Genomic DNA, 16,197 nt, shown 5'->3' on the forward strand with positions numbered 1-16,197 from the left:
TATGCAAAGATCTGCGGCGACAGGGCAGATCAGCCTGGATCGGACACCTGCGGCCCCGCATGGTTGCGCCCGTCGAACGGCACGATCCGCACGTCGAGCCCATGCCCTTCGTCCAGGCAGCGCAGGTTGACGCTGATCGAATTGGGATGGGACAAGGGCTTGTAGAAGCTCTTTATCCCGCATTGCGTGCAGAATATGTGCCGCGCCCGGCCGCTGCCGAAGCGATAGGTGGTCGTATCCCGCTTGCCTTCGAGCAGCCGGAATCGCGTCTCGGGCACGATCAGGTGCAGATAGCCCGTCATGCTGCAGATCGAGCAGTCGCAGTCGAATATCTCGACCGGCCCGTCCGGCAACGAGGCCTCGAACCGCACCAGCCCGCAATGGCATCCACCCTCGACGATCAAAACAGCCTCCCGCCGTCCGGCACCGTCCGGTCCGGCGCGAACAGCACCACCTCGCCCTCCGCATCGGGAAAGCCGAGCGTCAGCACTTCGGACATGAACTTGCCGATCTGTCGCGGCGGGAAATTCACCACCGCCGCCACCTGCCGCCCGACAAGCTCCTCGGCGTCATAATGGCGCGTGATCTGTGCGCTCGATTTCTTCCGGCCGATCGCCGGCCCGAAATCGATCAGCAGCTTCCAGGCCGGCTTGCGCGCCTCGGGAAATGGCTCCACGGAGACGATCGTGCCGATGCGGATGTCCACCGCCAAAAATTGGTCGAAGCCGATCGGCGGCGCGGCCGGCGCCGCAGGGTCGTGAAGCATGTGCATGGCAGGCTTCCTGCCTTCCGTCCGCGCCCGAAGCAAGCGGCCGGGGTGAAGCGCGGCCGGTTATGCCCTATATCGCGTGGAACCATGCCCGATCTCTTCGCCGCTCCCGAAATCGCCGCGCCCGCCGAAGCCGCGCCGCTCGCCGATCGCCTGCGCCCCACAAGGCTGGAAGATGTGATCGGCCAGGATCATCTGACCGGCCCGCAGGGCGCGATCGGCCGGATGGTCGCGGCCGGGCGCCTCTCCTCGATGATCCTGTGGGGGCCGCCGGGCACGGGCAAGACCAGCATCGCGCGGCTGCTCGCCGATGCGGTGGGGCTGCGCTTCGCCGCCATATCGGCGGTCTTCTCCGGCGTCGCGGATCTCAAGAAGGTCTTTGCCGAGGCACGCGATCATGCCCGGCTCGGCACGCGCACCCTGCTCTTCGTGGACGAGATCCACCGCTTCAACCGCGCCCAGCAGGATGGCTTCCTGCCCTATGTCGAGGACGGCACGGTGATCCTGGTCGGCGCCACGACCGAAAATCCCTCCTTCGAACTGAATGCAGCGCTCCTCTCCCGCGCGCAGGTGCTGATCCTCAGCCGGCTCGATGCCGCGGCGCTGGAGACGCTCCTCGCGCGCGCCGAGCAGGCGGAAGGCCGGCCGCTCCCGCTCACGCCCGAGGCCCGCGCCGCGCTGGTCGCCAGCGCCGATGGCGACGGCCGTTTCCTGCTCAACCAGGTCGAGACGCTTTTCTTGGTGAATCTCGCCGAGCCGCTCGATCCGGCCGGCCTCGCCAGCCTGCTCCACCGCCGCGTCCCGGTCTATGACAAGGATCGGGAGGGGCATTACAATCTCATCTCCGCGCTTCACAAATCGCTGCGCGGATCGGATCCGCAGGCCGCGCTCTATTATCTCGCGCGCATGCTGGTGGCGGGCGAAGAGCCGCTCTATGTGCTGCGCCGCCTCGTCCGCTTCGCATCGGAAGATGTCGGCCTCGCCGATCCGCAGGCGCTAGTGCAATGCCTCGCCGCCAAGGACGCCTATGATTTCCTCGGCTCTCCCGAAGGCGAGCTGGCGATCGTCCAGGCCTGCCTCTATCTCGCCACCGCGCCCAAATCGAACGCGGCCTACAAGGCGCACAAGGCCGCCTGGAGCTCGGCGAAGCAGACCGGCTCGCTCATGCCGCCCAGGACGATCCTCAACGCGCCGACGCGGCTGATGAAGGATATCGGCTACGGCAAGAACTATGCCTATGACCATGATCAGCCCGATGCCTTTTCGGGCGACGATTATTGGCCGGAGGAGATGCAGCCGCAGAATTTCTACGCCCCCTCCCCGCGCGGCTTCGAGGCCAAGATCGCCGAGCGGCTGGCCTATTGGGACAATCTGCGCAAGGAGCGGCGCGGCGGCTGATGCGCCGCTTCCGCCAATTCGCCTGCATCGACTGGTCCGGCGCCGCGGGCGAATATCAGAAGGGCATAGCGCTCGGCCTCTGCCGCGAGGGAGAGGAGGCGCCCGAGCTGCTGTCGCCGCCCGGCGGCTGGTCGCGCGCGGCGATCCTCCAATGGCTGCTCGATCGGGCCGCTGACGGCAGCGACATTCTGGTCGGCATCGATTTCTCCGCCTCGCTTCCCTTCGTCGATCGCGGCGGTTTTTTCCCCGAATGGCAGGAGAGCCCGACCGACGCGCCTGCGCTCTGGGCGCTGCTCGACAGGCTTTGCGCGACCGACGCGCATCTCGCCGCGGGCAGCATCCCTTTCCATGCGCAGATGGGGCGTCATTTCCGGCACAGGCGGGCGGCGGAGACGATCACGGGCGACCTGTTCGAGCAGCGGATGGGCCGCTTCCGCCGCACGGAACTGGCCTGCCGCGCGGGCGGCTTCGGCCATTGCGTCTCCAGCTTCAACCTGATCGGCGCCGCGCAGGTCGGCAAGTCCGCGCTTACCGGCATGCGCCTGCTCCACCGGCTGGCGGGCCGCGTCCCCATCTGGCCCTTCGATCCCCTGCCCCCGGCCGGCCCGGCGATCGTCGAAATCTACACCTCGATCGCCGCCCGGGCCGCAGGCGGGACGCGGGGACGCAGCAAGATCCGGGACGGTGGCGCACTCGATCGCGCGCTGGCCGCGCTCGACGCCCGCGCGCACAGGCCGCTCGATCGCTATGACGATCACAAGACGGACGCGCTCGTCACCGCCGCCTGGCTCCGCCGCGCCGCCGCCGATCCCATCCTCTGGTCGCCCTCTGCGCTCAGCCCGTTGATTCGACGCACGGAAGGCTGGACCTTCGGCGTCCGCTGACGCATGAGGGGGCGTGGCCGGGTTAGCTCAGCTGGTAGAGCAACCGCCTTGTAAGCGGTAGGTCGTCGGTTCGAGTCCGACACTCGGCACCAGCATTAACATACAACCGCCTTTCTGCGCGGTTCCGGTGGCCAGTGCGATGATGCTCCGCAGGCGGCCGCTCACCCGCCGGATCTGCACGGCACTTCTCGGTGCGCCTTCCTCGCCGCCCGATCCAAGGCTACGAGTCCGTCAGGGTGGAGTGATGGGGGAAGAATGCTCAATGACCAGATGCTGCCGGCGACGCCGCAGCCACTCCCCCGCTGCCTTGGCTTCTTCGGGATTCTGTTCCTGACGCTGTCGGTCGCGACGCCGGCATCCTCGCTGTTCGTGATCGTGCCCGGCATGCTCCAGGTCGCGGGCACGGGCGCGCTGTGGGCGCTGCTGCTGGCGGGGATCGTCTGCGTCGCCACCGCCTTCATCTATGCCGAGCTTTCGTCGGCCTGGCCGGTCGCGGGCGGGGAATATGTGATGGTGGCGCAGACGCTCGGGCCGCTCGCCGGCTTCGTCATGCTCGGCATCAATGTCTTCAACAATCTGCTCTTCCCGCCGGTCGCCGCGCTTGGCGTGAGCGCCATCCTGGCGACAGTGCTGCCGGGGCTGCCGCAGGTTCCGGTGGCCGTGGCCGTGATGCTGCTGTCCACCGTCATCGGCCTCCTCAACATTCGCATCAACGCGCTCATCACCGGCATCTTCCTGGGATTGGAGGTGCTGGCGCTCGCTATCGTCGCGCTGCTCGGGCTCGCCGATGCCGCGCGGCCGCTGCCCGAGCTGCTGCTTCACCCGATGATGCCGGTGGAGGCAGCGCTGGCGCCCGCATCGGCCGCATCCATCGGCCTTGCCACCACCATCGCGATCTTCGCGCTCAACGGCTATGGCGCCGCGGTCTATTTCGGCGAGGAAATGCATGAGGCACCCCGCCTGATCGCGCGCGCCATCCTCGCCGCCCTGGGCCTCACGCTCCTGTTCGAAGGGTTGCCGATATTGGCCGGGCTGATCGGCGCGCCCGACCTGCAGGGCTTTCTGACGGCGGACGACCCGTTCGGCCTGCTCGTGCGGGATCGAGGCGGCGGCGCGCTCGCCGGCTGGGTCTCGATTGGCGTGGCGGTGGCGATCGTCAATGCGATCATCGCCTGCATCCTCGCCTGCGCGCGCTTCTTCTATGGAACGGCGCGCGATTGCGCATGGGGCCGGCCGCTCGATGCATGGCTGGTGGCGGTCCATCCCCGCTTCGGCTCGCCCTGGATCGGGACATTGCTGATCGGCGCCGTCGGCACCGTCGCCTGCTTCCTGCCGCCCCAATTTCTGCTGGTGCTGAGCGGCGCGGGGCTGGTCGCGATCTATGCCGGCATCTGCCTCGCCGTCATGGTCGGCCGCCGGACCGGCGCCACGGCCCATGCGCATTATCATATGCCGCTCTATCCGCTGGCGCCGCTCGTCACATTGGCAGCGCTCGGCTATGTCGTGTGGACCAGCTGGCTCGATCCCGAGGAAGGCCGGCCGGGGCTGATCGTCACGGCGGCCCAGATAGCGCTTTCGGCCCTCTATTATGCCCTGGTGCTGCGCCGTCGCGGTCTATGGCAGGTCCATATTCCTGCGCCCGCATCAGCCCTATGAAATGACCGAGCGCGGAGCCGGACATATCGGGATCAAGTCACGCGTCCCGGTACGGCCGATTCCCGTCCTTCACGAATATAAGACGGATCGAAGGAAGCGGAACTTCCAGCAGTTGACGCAAGTCGCTTTCAGAGGCGAAACATCCCTGCTGTCATAGGGGGGATATCGGGCATCTTGATCGATCTTGTCGGCGAAGTTCCGCGCGGCGGAACGGATCGGGCCAATGATATGGCCCGCCGGTCATTTCCCCAATGACTGAAGCCGCCTCCCCGGCCGGCCGGCGGCAGCCCTGGACGGGCGGGCGCGGCTGGTTCGCCATCGCGCTCTGGAAGCGCGTGCTGGGCGCGCTGCTGTGCGGCGTCGCGGTCGGCATTTTGTGGCCGTCGGCGGCGCCCCATGTCAGCTTCCTCGGCGACATCTTCGTGCGCCTCATCCGCATGCTGGTCGCACCGATCGTGCTCGTCACGATCGCGGCGGGGGTGGTGTCGCTCGCCGATCCGAAGCGCCTCGGATCGCTCGGGCTCCGCACGCTCCTGCTGTTCGCGTCGACGACGCTGGTCGCGGTCGCGATCGGCATGATGGTCGCATTGCTCATGCGCCCGGGCATGGGCGCCGATCTCGGCGCGGCCACGCCCGAACCGCTCGGCCCCGCCCGGCCCGTCGCCGAGCAGCTGATCGCCATCGTGCCGCTCAACATCGTCGAGGCGCTGGCCAAGGGCGACATGCTCGCGCTGATCTTCGTGGCGATCCTGCTCGGCGCCGGCACGATCGCGGCCGGCGAGGCGGGCCAGCCCTTCGCGCGCCTGCTCCAGTCCGCATCGACGGTGCTGCTGCACATCGTCCGCATCGTGATGGAGGCGACGCCCTTCGGCGTGTTCGCCTTGATCGCCAATGCGGTCGCGGCGAATGGCGTCGCCATTTTCGCCACGGTCGGGTGGCTGGCGCTCTGCGTCCTGATCGGCTCGGCGATCCAGGCGGGGATCGTCCACAGCCTGCTGATCCGGATCGGCGCGCGGCTGCCGGTCGCGCCCTTTTTCCGCGGCATCGTCGATGCGCTCGCGGTCGCATTCGCCACCGCGTCGAGCTCCGCAACGCTGCCGGTGGCGATGCGCGTCGCGGCGGACAATCTCGGCATCGCCCGGCCGCTGCTCTCGACCGTGCTGCCGATCGGCGCCAGCATCGGCAAGGACGGCACGGCAATGTATGTCGGCCTGCTCAGCCTGTTCAGCCTGCAGGCGCTCGGCCATTCGCTGCACGGCGCCGACTATGCGATCATATTGCTCACCGCGACGCTGGCCGCGTTCGGCACCGCGCCGGTGCCTTCCGCATCGCTGTTCATGCTCGCCGCCGTGCTGGCGGCGGTCGGCGTGGACGCAGCACAGACCGCGCTCATCGTCGGCCTGGTGCTGCCGTTCGACCGGCTGCTCGACATGACGCGGACGGTTCCCAGCGCCACCGCCAATCTCGGCGTCGCCACGACGATCGCACGCTGGGAAGGCGCGATCGACGTCGAACGCTATCTGTCGAGGCCCGAAGCATGAGGCGTCATATCGGCCGGCATCTCCTGCCGGCACTGCTGCTGATCCCGATCGCATCGCTTCCAGCGGGTTGCGCGCCCACGCCGAGGCCGGAAACAAGCGCGCCCGCCCCCGCCCTTCCGCCGCTCGCCGATCGGGTCCGGACGCTGCTTGCCGATCCCGCGCTCGAAGGAACGCGCTGGGGCCTCGTCGTCGCCACGCCCGAGGGCGAGGAGTTGCTCGCCATCGCGCCGGACGAACGCTTCCTGCCTGCATCGAACACCAAGCTGTTCACCACCGCGGCCGCCTTCGCCACGCTTGCCGGCCTGGAAGCGGCCGATCCCGCCGGCGGCACAGCCGTCCGTCTGGAACGGCGGCCCGGGCGCCGCACGCCTGACATCGCGCTTGTCGGAAGCGGCGATGGGACATTGGCCGATCGGCCGGATTGCATCATCGACTGCCTGTCCATGCTCGCCGATGCCGTCCTGCGGAGCGGCGTGAAGGCCGTGCATGACGTGATCGGGGACGATCGCCTCTATCCCGACGAACGGTGGGGCCCCGGCTGGAGCTGGAACAATCTCCAGACGCGATCCGGCACCGCCGTCTCGGCGCTCACCATCAACGACAATGTCGTCGCCCTTCGCGTCCTGCCGGCCCGCGCGGCGGGCGAACCGCCCGAAACGCGCTGGGATCAGGGCGACGAAGATTATTTCACGCTCCGCAACGATGCGGCCACGATCGCGCAGGGCGAGATCGATCTCCGGACCGAGCGCCTGCCGGGCAGCCGGATCCTGCGCCTCTATGGCTCGATCCCGCTCGGCGCGGAGCCGGAGACGATCATGCTCGGCGTCGAGGATCCCGCCCAATTCGCCGCGATGCGCTTCCGCCGGCTGCTGGAGGCACGGGGCATCCGCGTGACGGGGGCGACAACGGCCCGCCACCGGATGCTCGCGCTGGCCGACGACCCGAAGTCCCGCATCGCCGCACCACCGCCCTTTCCGGCACCGCTTCCGGCGCCCCTCCCGGAGCCGGCCGGACCTGCGCTGGCACGACTGGAAATGCCGCCGCTTGCCGAGGATCTGCGGCTGATCAACAAAGTCAGCCAGAATCTTCATGCCGAGCTGATGCTGCGGCGGCTGGCGCGCACTCGGGGCGGCAGCGGATCGACCGAGGAGGGTCTGGCAGTCGTGCGGGCGATGCTGGCGACGGCGGATATCCCCGGCAGCGCCTTCGATTTCTCCGACGAGTCGGGCATGTCCACCTATAATCGCGTGACGCCGCGCATGGTGGCGCGCTTCCTGCGGTGGACGATGGGTCAGCCCTGGGGCGCGGCCTGGCGCGCGACCTTTCCGGTCGGCGGCGTGGACGGCACGCTGACAAGGCGCTTCGCCGGCACGCCGCTCGCGGGCCGCCTGTTCGCCAAGACGGGCACGCTCAACGGCACCAACGCGCTGTCCGGCTTCCTCACCGCGGCGAGCGGCCGCACGCTCATCTTCTCAATCTATGCGAACGACATTCCCTCGAAGGCGGAGTCCGCCACCGCCGCGATGGACGCCGCGCTGCAGCTGATCGCCGATCAGAATTAAAGCATCTCCCGATCCTGCACGATCGGGAGATGCTCCAATCCAGTCTACATGCCGTCGATGGCAGCCCTGCCCAGCGCGGGATCGTCGGTGAAGATGCCGTCTATCCCGGTCGCGAGATAGCGCTGCATCTCCGCGATCGAGCCCGCCGCGTTGCGCGCGCCCTCGCCCGCGGCATCGCGGAAGTCGGCCGCGATGAAATGGTTTTCCGGCCGGAAGGTCCAGATATGGACCTGCAGCCCGGCGGCATGCGCATCGGCAACTAGGGTGCGCGGCTGGCCCAGCCGGCCGTCGGGGCCGAGCGGGATCACGCTGCGGACGGGCGGCGCCACGACATCGGCATAGCGCGCCATCTCGCGCAGGCCCGCCGGCGTCACCATCTCGCCGAAGGTCAGCGATCCGCCCGCCGCCGCGACATCGGCCGGCCTGATCGGCCCCTCGGCCACCAGCTGCGCCAGCCGGATATTGGCGGGCCGGCCGAGCTTGCGGCGGAGATAGCGCAGGTTCGCCACCTCGAACGACTGGACCTCGACCGGATTGCGCCGCGTATAATCATGCGCCGCCAGCGTCGCGAGGAACCTGTCCTCGAGCGGCAGGCCGATCCCCGCGAAATAGGTGGAATGTTTGAGCTCGGGCACGATGCCGATCGTCCGTCCACGCGCGGCGGCTTCCGCGGCGACGAAGTCGATGACCTCCTCGAAGGACAATAGCTGGAACTGCCCGTCATAGCCGCGGCTTTCCGAACGCACCTGCCCCAGCCGCTCGACCGCGCGCAGCGTCTTGAGCTCGGCAAGCGTGAAATCCTCGACGAACCAGCCGGTCTCCACCTTGCCGTCCACCGTCTTGCTCGTCCGCCGCCCTGCAAATTCGGGACGGCGGGCCACGTCGGTCGTCTCGACGATATTATTTTCGTGCCGGACGACCAGCACTCCGTCCTTGGTCACGACAAGGTCGGGCTCGATATGGTCGGCGCCGTCCGCAATCCCCTTGGCATAGGCGGCGAGCGTATGTTCGGGCCGCAATGCAGAGGCGCCGCGATGGGCGATGACGATCGGGCGCGGACGCGGCGCGGCCGGTGCCGCCGGTCCGCGCCCTTCCACTCCGGCCGCGATCATCATCCCCGCCATCCCCTGAAGGGCGAGGCGGCGCGAGAAGGACGGCGCCATCGCCTCAGAAGCCCAGCGACAGCGTTGCGAACCACTGGCGCGGCGGGATCGGGAAAGTGTTGTAGGTGTTCGATGCCGAGCCCACGCCGACCGTCGAGGTCCCGCGCTCCTGCGTCACATTGGTCACGTTCACGCTAATCTCCGCCTTCTTGATCGGCAGGCTTTGCGCCAGCGGAATAGTATAGCCCGCGCGCAGGCTCATCAGGAAATAATGCGGCACCGACTGGTCGTTGGTATAGGTGGCATAGCGTTTGCCGACATAGTCGCCGATCGCCTGCACATCCAGGCCGCCGATCGTCAGCGTCGCCACCGTCTTGTTGAGCCATTCGGGGCTGCCGGGAACCTTCTTGCCCGCCGTCCCGACAGTCGTCGTCCCGGTCTGATAATCATCCTGATAGACGGAGCGATTGTAGGAAAGCGCGTTGTAGAGCGAGAAAGTGCGGCCGAAGCGCAGCGTGATCGCCGCATCGACACCGTCCGTCTTCACATTGCCGACATTCTGGATGATCTGGGCCCCGCCAGCGATCGAGCCGCCCGGAACGGCATTCACGCCGAGCAGCCGGTCCTTGAAGTCGACATGATAATAGTTGATCTGGCCTTCGATCGCGGTCAGCGGGCCGGCATCGACGCTGCGGCGCGTGCGCAGGCCCACCTCATAGGTCCAGGCCGTTTCCGGCTCCACGCTGCGCTTGAACAGATCGAACGTCGCCTGGCTGCCGAGGCTCCAGGGCGAGATGCCGCCCGCGCCATAGGTCATGAACTGGCGCATGTTGCGCTGGACGTTGACGAAGATCTGCTCCTCGGGCGTCACGTCCCACAGCGCGCCCAATTGCGGCAGGAACCATTTCTTGGTGTTGATGCGGCCTTCCGGAAGACCGATCGAGCCCGGCAGCGAGCCGACGATCGGCTGCACGGGAACCGTGCCGCTGCCATATTGCAGGCTCGACTTGAAGCCCGCCTGCAGCGCCAGGGTCGGGATCACGCGCCACTGGTCCTGCAGGTGGAACTGATAGACGTCGTTGCGGATCTCGCTGCCATATTGGGTAAAGAGCGGGTTTTTCGGCCGCTGATAGGGCGTGCTGGGATTGTTGACGTCGAGCGCGTACCAGCGCCGATAGGCGGACGAGCTGTTATTCTCGTACCAGCCGCCAAGCTCGATCTGATGATCGCCAAGCTCGATGTCGAGCGCGGTGATGAAGCCCGCGCGATCGATGCGATATTCGGTCGTGCGCGTGGCATAGCCCGAATTGCCCGTGCGCTCCTTCAGATTCTGGCCGGGGAAATAAAGCGCGAAGAGCTGCGGCAGGCTCGCCACGGTGATCGGCCCGGCGACGACGCCGGCGCCGTCATTATTGTGATAATAGCCCTGGTTGGACCAGCTGATATTGTCGGCGATATGCCAGTCATATTTGGCGTAGGTCAGATAATCGGTGCGCTGCGCGTCGCTATAATAGTTGCGGTAATTGACGCCCTCGGCGGCAGGCGTCGCGCCAGTGGCGGAGAGATAGGCGAGCGCGGCCTGGAAATCCGGATAGAGGAAAGGCCGGGTATAGGGCTGATAGGCCTGGGTCGGGCTGCGGACCGTGCTGTCCTCGTTCGGCTCGGTCTTGTCCGAATAGGCGAAATAGAGGGTGAGCTTGCCGCTGCTGTCGTCATGGACGAACTTGGCATTGGCCTGATAGCCGCCCTGCCGCCCACGAAAGTCCCAGGCATAGGCGCGCTGGCGCACGCCCGAGACATAGAGGGCGTTGCCGTTGCCGAAAGTGCCGCTGTCGATCCGCGCATAGGTGCGCGACGTGCTGTGGCTGCCCACCGTCTGGCTCAGGAGCAGGCCCGCATCGCTCAGCGGATCGCTCGTGAACGTCTCGATCGCGCCGCCGAGATTGCTCGTCGAAGCGGTGGCGAGATCGGCCGCGCCGGTCGACAGGAGGACGTTGCCGACATTTTCGGAGATCACCGCGCGCTGCGGCGACAGGCCGTTATAATTGCCATAATTCTGATCGCCCAGCGGAACGCCGTCCAGCGTGTAGCCGAGCTGCTGCGCATTGAAGCCATGGATGAAGAGCGAGGTGTTCTGCTCATTATTGCCCCAGGGATCGGCCGTGTTGAACGTCACGCCGGGCAAGGTCTGGATCGCCTTGAGCGGATTGATGCCGGGCAGGATCTTCTGGATTTCGGTGCCCGCGAGCTGCGTCACCGAACGGGTCGTCCGGCCGGTCACGACGATGGCGTCACCCTCGCCCGCCGACGAGCCGGATTCGGCCTCGCCCGCCGAAGACGCTTCCGCTTCGGCTGCGGGCGCCGCCGCCTGCGCGGCGGGCGCCGCGGTCAGGCCGATCGCTGCCACGCCGGCGAGCAGAAACATGAACTTTCCATCGAAACAGGAACGCATCGAAACCCCCAAAGCCGAATGTCATGCGCCACTTGGGCGCCGCTGGCCGGCGGCTAGGGTGGTTTCGAGACAGAAAGGCTACGGCTCTACGTAAGTTTCGTTACGTATCTTCAATGGCCTGCTCAGTGATGCGCAACGGTCACAGCCGACCGGCAGGTCATAGCGGATCGTGTCGCCCCGATATGTTGAGGACAATGAGATAGCGGCCGTCGGCGCCGGAGCGGGTAGCTGCCCGGCGATTCGTGCCGCCGGACATGCTGATTCAGAATATGATGCGGCCGATCCCGCTCGGCATGGGACCGTCGATCGGCCGCCTGACGGCATTCATTCTCCCGGAAACGATTGCGCCTTCCTCCCTCCCGGTCAAGTCGAAGGCATCGAAACGCTGTTGGCGTCGAGTGAAGGCGCGCTACTCGCCAGGCGCCGAACAAGCGGGAAAACTGCCCGCTCCCCTCGTCCGGTCCGCGATCGGAGCGATAGGCCGCGCCAGATGCGGGCCAGTCCGCGCCCATGCACTGACACATGTGGCGAAAAACCGCCCAATTGTCTCTATCATGACCGAAGGTGGATCTCGGGGGAGAGCCAGCCGTAAGAATCCGGACCGGTTCGGGCCGGCATCGTCGATGATATAATGACGCTAAGTTCAGGAAAGGAAACATTCCCGAGGCGCCGGATCATCTACCGGAGCTGAAACGATGGACGAGATCAACACTATCGCCCGCGCTTATATGGATGGACGGCTGGGCGCGCTGCATGCGGCAGCCGCGCTCCGATATTTCAGCGCCACCGAGGACTGGCCGGACGATCTCATCAAGGCGCTGGTGAACATCCACATGGTTGCCGGCGAGGCGGACGATCAAAGCCTTCTCGTCGAGGATGCGGAGCCGCAGCAGCCCGCCCCCGACGAGAATATACGGATCGCCCATAGCCAGACGGAGGAATGGGCACGCCCCGTAATGGCCGAGGCATGCCAGATCATTCTCGAAGGCGGCGAGACCGACTGACGACATCGGCCAAGCGGAAGGAAAGCCGGCCGCACGCGCGCCCTGCCCATCCCGTCGATCCCCGATCGCCACCCGGCGATGCAGGCGCCTCCCTCGATCGTCCTCAGAAAGTGAATGTCAGGTCGAGATAGGCGTAGCGCGTATCGTCCCCGTCCGGCGCGTTCGGCGCATCCTTCAGGAAACGCCCCTTCGCCAGATAGGCGATGCCGCCGTCGAGGCGGGCGAGCTTCGGGATCAGCCAGTAACGCGCCCGCGCTTCGATCTGGTGGCCGGCGAACTTGCCGGACGTCCCGCGCCGATCCCGCACGCCGGTGCCCGAGAAGCTGTCGGTGGCATCTTCCAGCCAGAGCGGCCGATAGGCGACGAAGCCGTCCCAGCTTTTGTCCGGCACCATTTCGAGACGCACCGCGGGCGCGCTGAAGTTCGCGCGGGCGATCGCGCCATAGAGGCTGGTCGGGCCATATTCGGAGCGCCGGGCGCCGAACAGCGTGTCGAAGCGATTATAGCTGGCGGAGTTCGGGCCATCGCCGCTCGCCCGGTCATATTGCAGCACCAGGCGCGGCGACCAGCCACCCGCGAAGCTGCGCCCTATCTCTACATGGATGAAATAGGCCGAGACGTCGAGGTCGGTCCGGTCGGCCGCGCCGGTCGTCGCGCGCGCCTGGCCGGTCTGATAGATGCCCTCGAAATCATAATCGAAGCGATCCGGCCTGGGCGCGCGCGCAAAGCGGATACCGGGCGTGAACAGCCGCCGGTTGCGGGTCGGATAGGAGGGCGCATCCCTCTCGTGCAGGCCATAGCCATAAAGTTCGACCGTGCCGCCGAACATGCCCGCCTTGGTGAAGGACGCGCCATAAAATTGGAGGTCGCTGCTCTCCCGATCCCATTCGACCTGATTGTGGCGGATTTCCTCGGCTTCGGTCGGGAGCCGGTTGTGCGGCATCGTCCAGAACAGGCGGAGCTCATCCTTCGCGGCATCCTGCCAGTCGAAGCGGATGCCGGTGAAGGCGTTGATCGTGTTGCGGAACTGGTTGCGCGCGACGAGACGGCGCGACCCGATATCCTGCGTGAAGCGTCCGACCATGATCGCACTGCTGCTGCCGTCGCCAAGGCGATCGTCGAGATCGAAGCCCAGATAGGCCTGCCCCAGCTCGAGCGCATTCACCTCCGTCGTGCCGGCGGAGGAATTCTTCTTCTGCAAATAGCCCCTGCTGTCGAAAAGCTCGGCGCCGATCCGCACCGGGCCGCCATCATATTCGGCGAACAGCGTGGTGCGGAACGAAAGCAGGAAATCGTCCCCGGCGACGGCCGGGCGAAACTGCCCGTCGATCGCCTCCAGCCGCGTGCGGAAACTGCCGCTGACCTTCCAATTTTCCGGCGCGCCGAGCGTCTGGTGCAAGGGATTGGCCGCCCTGTCGGCGGCATGCGCCGAAACGCTCATGATCAAGGCCGAAGTCGCCGCCAGCGCGCGCGCGAATGCTTTCACCGAAATGATCCCCCTTCATGCCGGATGCGCGCCGCTACTGGCAGATTTCGAGGACGTTGTATACGGGCGAATACAGCGTCAAGGCATAGTTACCCGGTGCAGGCGGGAAAGGCTCGGTCAGCTCCGCGCGCGCGCCTCGGCGATCGCCTTCTTGAGCGCGTCATGGCCCACCGCTCCGGTCAGGAGTTGGTTGCCGATCACGAAGGCGGGCGTGCCGCTTAGGCCCAGGCGGGTGGCGAGCGCGATATTCGTCTCTATCTCGCGGCCGATCGCGGGCGAGGCGCCAGCCGCCTTGAGCTTCGCCGCGTCCAGCCCCGCCGCCGCGCCCGCACGGGCGAGCTTCGCCTCATTGGGCACGCCGCCGGCGAAGATGCGGCGGTGGAAATCGAGATAGCGGCCCTGCCCCGCCGCCGCGAGCGCGGCGCGCGCCGCCTCCTCGCTCTGCGGACCCAATATCGGCAGCTCGCGCCACACGACGCGGAGCCTGGGATCCTCCGCGAGCAGCCGGTCCACATCCGCCACGCTCGCGCGGCAATAGCCGCAGCTATAGTCGGTGAACATGACGAGCGTCACGTCCGGCTTCGCGGCCCCCGCCCAGGCGCCGGGGAAGGGCGTTTCGAGCGCCTGCCGGTCCGCTTCCAGCCGCTTCGACACTTCGCGCGCCTGCAGCCGCTCCATCGCCTCGGGAAGGATCTCGGGATGGTTCAATATATAGTCGCGGACGATCGCCTCGATCGCGGCACGGTCCGGCTGGCCGGATTGCGCCATCGCCCCGTCCCCGCCGATCGCCAGCGCCGTCGCCGCACCGCCGAGCAGCAGCCCGGCCATGCCGGCGAGCCACGGCGCGCGGCGGCCGTCCCGCCCTTTTTCCCTGTTCATCTCCGCCTCTTCGAATCTTCCGCCGCCGCGCGCGATGCCATCACTATATCCTGCGCGCGCAGATAATCGGGCGTTCCCTGCGGAATGCCGCGCATCGCCGCCTCCGCGCTCGCCAAAGCGAGGCGCTGCTGGCCTATCAGGCTGTAGCGTTCCGCCGTCGCCAGCGCGGCGCGCGGCTGGTCCCCCTCCCGCGCATAGACGATGCCGAGCTGATACCAGGCGAAGGGATTGTCATTGTCGCGCGCGACCGAAACCTTCAGCACGCGCCGCGCCTCGTCGAAATTGGCGGGATCCTCGCTGGCGATCAGCGCATGGCCGAGCAGCGCTGAGATCAGCGGCGCATTGCCCGAACGCTGAACGGCCTCGCGCAGCGGCGCGAGCGCCGCCTTGGGCTTGCCCGATTCGAGCAGCACCTGCCCCTTGAGCTCGAGCAGATAGGGATCGTGCGGCGCGAGCCCGATCAGCCCGTCAATCTCCGCCTCCGCCTTGTCGGGATAGGCCGCCTTATGCCAGGCATAGGCACGGGCATAGCGCGCGGGCAGGCTCTTGTCAGTTTCGGGATAGACGCGCAGCGTCGTCTGCGGATCGCCGACGAAGCCGGCCAGCTTCGCCTTCACCCGCTGGAAACGCGCCTCCAGCGCCGGATCGGTCGGCTTATCCCAATAAGGCGATGATTTGAGGTCCTGCTCCAGCGCCGCCGCGCGATCGGCGGGCCGGGGGTGCGTCTGCATATAGGGATCGACCGGCGCATAGCTGGAGGAATAGCGATATTCCAGCGCGCGATACTTGTCCCAGAACTGCATCATGCCCTTGCCGGAAATGCCGGCGCCCCGCAGATAGCGCGCGCCCGCACTGTCGGTGCTGGCCTCGACGGTGCGGCTGAAGGCCAGGAATTTGCCCATCGCCGCCTGCTGGCCGGCCATTATCGCGCCCATGCCGGCCTCGGTGCCGCCCGCCGCCATGGCGGCCGCGCCCAACAGCAGCGAAAGGATGGTGATGCCGGTCGCGGGCTTCATCCCCTCGCCCATGCGGACGATATGGCCGCCGGTGATATGGCCCAGTTCGTGGGCGACGACGCCCTCCACCTGGTTGATATTGTCCGCCGCCGCGATCAGGCCGCTATGGATATAGACGGTCTGCCCGCCGGCGACGAAGGCGTTGACCTCCTTGTCCTGCAGCAGCACGAGCTGGACATTGTTCGGCTGGAGCCCCGCCGCGATGATGAGCGGGCGCGCCATATCGTTGAGCAGCGCCTCGGTCTCGGCATCGCGCAGCACGGACTGGGCGGTCGCCGGGCGCACCGCGACGGCAAGCGACAGGATGACGAACAGCGCCATCCGCAGGAGCCCCGAAAGGCGGTTCAGGGGAACGGCGAAAAGCGAGCGCATCGTCACCATGCTGCGGCTGTCCAACTGAACATGGGATGAAAGGGGGCGGACCCGCCCGCCCCCTTTCCGCCGGGC

At 67.1% G+C, this 16,197-nt stretch carries 13 protein-coding genes and 1 tRNA gene; 7 read left to right on the top strand and 7 right to left on the bottom strand.

The features are described 5' to 3' along the window. Positions 1 to 29 precede the first annotated feature (29 nt). Together CLG96_RS06810 and CLG96_RS06815 are read right to left on the bottom strand one after the other, a co-directional pair. A complete protein-coding gene (locus tag CLG96_RS06810; protein WP_107967108.1) occupies positions 30 to 404 on the bottom strand; it encodes a GFA family protein in 375 nt (124 codons plus the stop codon). Next, positions 401 to 772: a tRNA-binding protein gene (locus CLG96_RS06815; RefSeq protein ID WP_107967109.1), complete on the bottom strand. Its 372-nt coding sequence runs from the start codon at positions 770 to 772 to the stop codon at positions 401 to 403. The genes CLG96_RS06810 and CLG96_RS06815 overlap by 4 nt, the downstream gene beginning before the upstream one ends. A gap of 84 nt (positions 773 to 856) precedes the next feature. Between CLG96_RS06815 and CLG96_RS06820 the strand changes: the two genes are divergently transcribed. The 6 genes from CLG96_RS06820 (at position 857) to dacB (ending at position 7,810) form a co-directional block, all read left to right on the top strand. After that, positions 857 to 2,167: a replication-associated recombination protein A gene (locus tag CLG96_RS06820; RefSeq protein ID WP_107967110.1), complete on the top strand. Its 1,311-nt coding sequence runs from the start codon at positions 857 to 859 to the stop codon at positions 2,165 to 2,167. Further along, positions 2,167 to 3,051 carry a hypothetical protein gene (locus CLG96_RS06825; RefSeq protein WP_107967111.1) on the top strand — a complete coding sequence of 295 codons (885 nt, stop codon included), beginning with the start codon at positions 2,167 to 2,169 and terminating at the stop codon, positions 3,049 to 3,051. The genes CLG96_RS06820 and CLG96_RS06825 overlap by 1 nt, the downstream gene beginning before the upstream one ends. Positions 3,052 to 3,067: 16 nt before the next feature. Continuing rightward, positions 3,068 to 3,143 (top strand) — tRNA-Thr (locus CLG96_RS06830). A gap of 163 nt (positions 3,144 to 3,306) precedes the next feature. After that, positions 3,307 to 4,707, top strand: a complete 1,401-nt coding sequence (locus CLG96_RS06835) for an APC family permease (RefSeq protein WP_243395663.1) — start codon at positions 3,307 to 3,309, stop codon at positions 4,705 to 4,707. 251 nt (positions 4,708 to 4,958) lie between these two features. Beyond that, complete coding sequence (locus CLG96_RS06840; RefSeq protein WP_107967112.1) at positions 4,959 to 6,248, top strand: dicarboxylate/amino acid:cation symporter; 1,290 nt, start codon at positions 4,959 to 4,961, stop codon at positions 6,246 to 6,248. Next, the gene (gene dacB / locus CLG96_RS06845) at positions 6,245 to 7,810 is read left to right on the top strand and encodes a D-alanyl-D-alanine carboxypeptidase/D-alanyl-D-alanine endopeptidase (RefSeq protein WP_107967113.1); all 1,566 of its coding nucleotides are present in this window, start codon (positions 6,245 to 6,247) and stop codon (positions 7,808 to 7,810) included. Before CLG96_RS06840 ends, dacB begins: the two co-directional genes overlap by 4 nt. 44 nt (positions 7,811 to 7,854) lie before the next feature. Here dacB and CLG96_RS06850 read toward each other — a convergent pair whose 3' ends face one another. Together CLG96_RS06850 and CLG96_RS06855 are read right to left on the bottom strand one after the other, a co-directional pair. Further along, complete coding sequence (locus tag CLG96_RS06850; protein WP_341476940.1) at positions 7,855 to 8,925, bottom strand: glycerophosphodiester phosphodiesterase; 1,071 nt, start codon at positions 8,923 to 8,925, stop codon at positions 7,855 to 7,857. 52 nt (positions 8,926 to 8,977) lie between these two features. Continuing rightward, complete coding sequence (locus CLG96_RS06855; protein ID WP_207796617.1) at positions 8,978 to 11,338, bottom strand: TonB-dependent receptor; 2,361 nt, start codon at positions 11,336 to 11,338, stop codon at positions 8,978 to 8,980. A 722-nt stretch (positions 11,339 to 12,060) separates the two neighbouring features. Here CLG96_RS06855 and CLG96_RS06860 point away from each other — a divergent pair. Beyond that, the gene (locus tag CLG96_RS06860; protein WP_107967115.1) at positions 12,061 to 12,369 is read left to right on the top strand and encodes a hypothetical protein; all 309 of its coding nucleotides are present in this window, start codon (positions 12,061 to 12,063) and stop codon (positions 12,367 to 12,369) included. A gap of 103 nt (positions 12,370 to 12,472) precedes the next feature. Here CLG96_RS06860 and CLG96_RS06865 read toward each other — a convergent pair whose 3' ends face one another. The 3 genes from CLG96_RS06865 to CLG96_RS06875 form a co-directional block, all read right to left on the bottom strand. Beyond that, a complete protein-coding gene (locus tag CLG96_RS06865; RefSeq protein WP_243395664.1) occupies positions 12,473 to 13,855 on the bottom strand; it encodes an alginate export family protein in 1,383 nt (460 codons plus the stop codon). A gap of 117 nt (positions 13,856 to 13,972) precedes the next feature. Further along, positions 13,973 to 14,734, bottom strand: a complete 762-nt coding sequence (locus CLG96_RS06870) for a DsbA family protein (RefSeq protein WP_107967116.1) — start codon at positions 14,732 to 14,734, stop codon at positions 13,973 to 13,975. Continuing rightward, on the bottom strand, positions 14,731 to 16,122 hold the full coding sequence (locus tag CLG96_RS06875; protein ID WP_423828190.1) for a M48 family metalloprotease: 1,392 nt from the start codon (positions 16,120 to 16,122) through the stop codon (positions 14,731 to 14,733). The genes CLG96_RS06870 and CLG96_RS06875 overlap by 4 nt, the downstream gene beginning before the upstream one ends. Between the last annotated feature and the right edge of the window lie 75 nt (positions 16,123 to 16,197).

This window comes from Sphingomonas oleivorans, assembly GCF_003050615.1.
GTDB lineage: Bacteria > Pseudomonadota > Alphaproteobacteria > Sphingomonadales > Sphingomonadaceae > Sphingomonas_H > Sphingomonas_H oleivorans.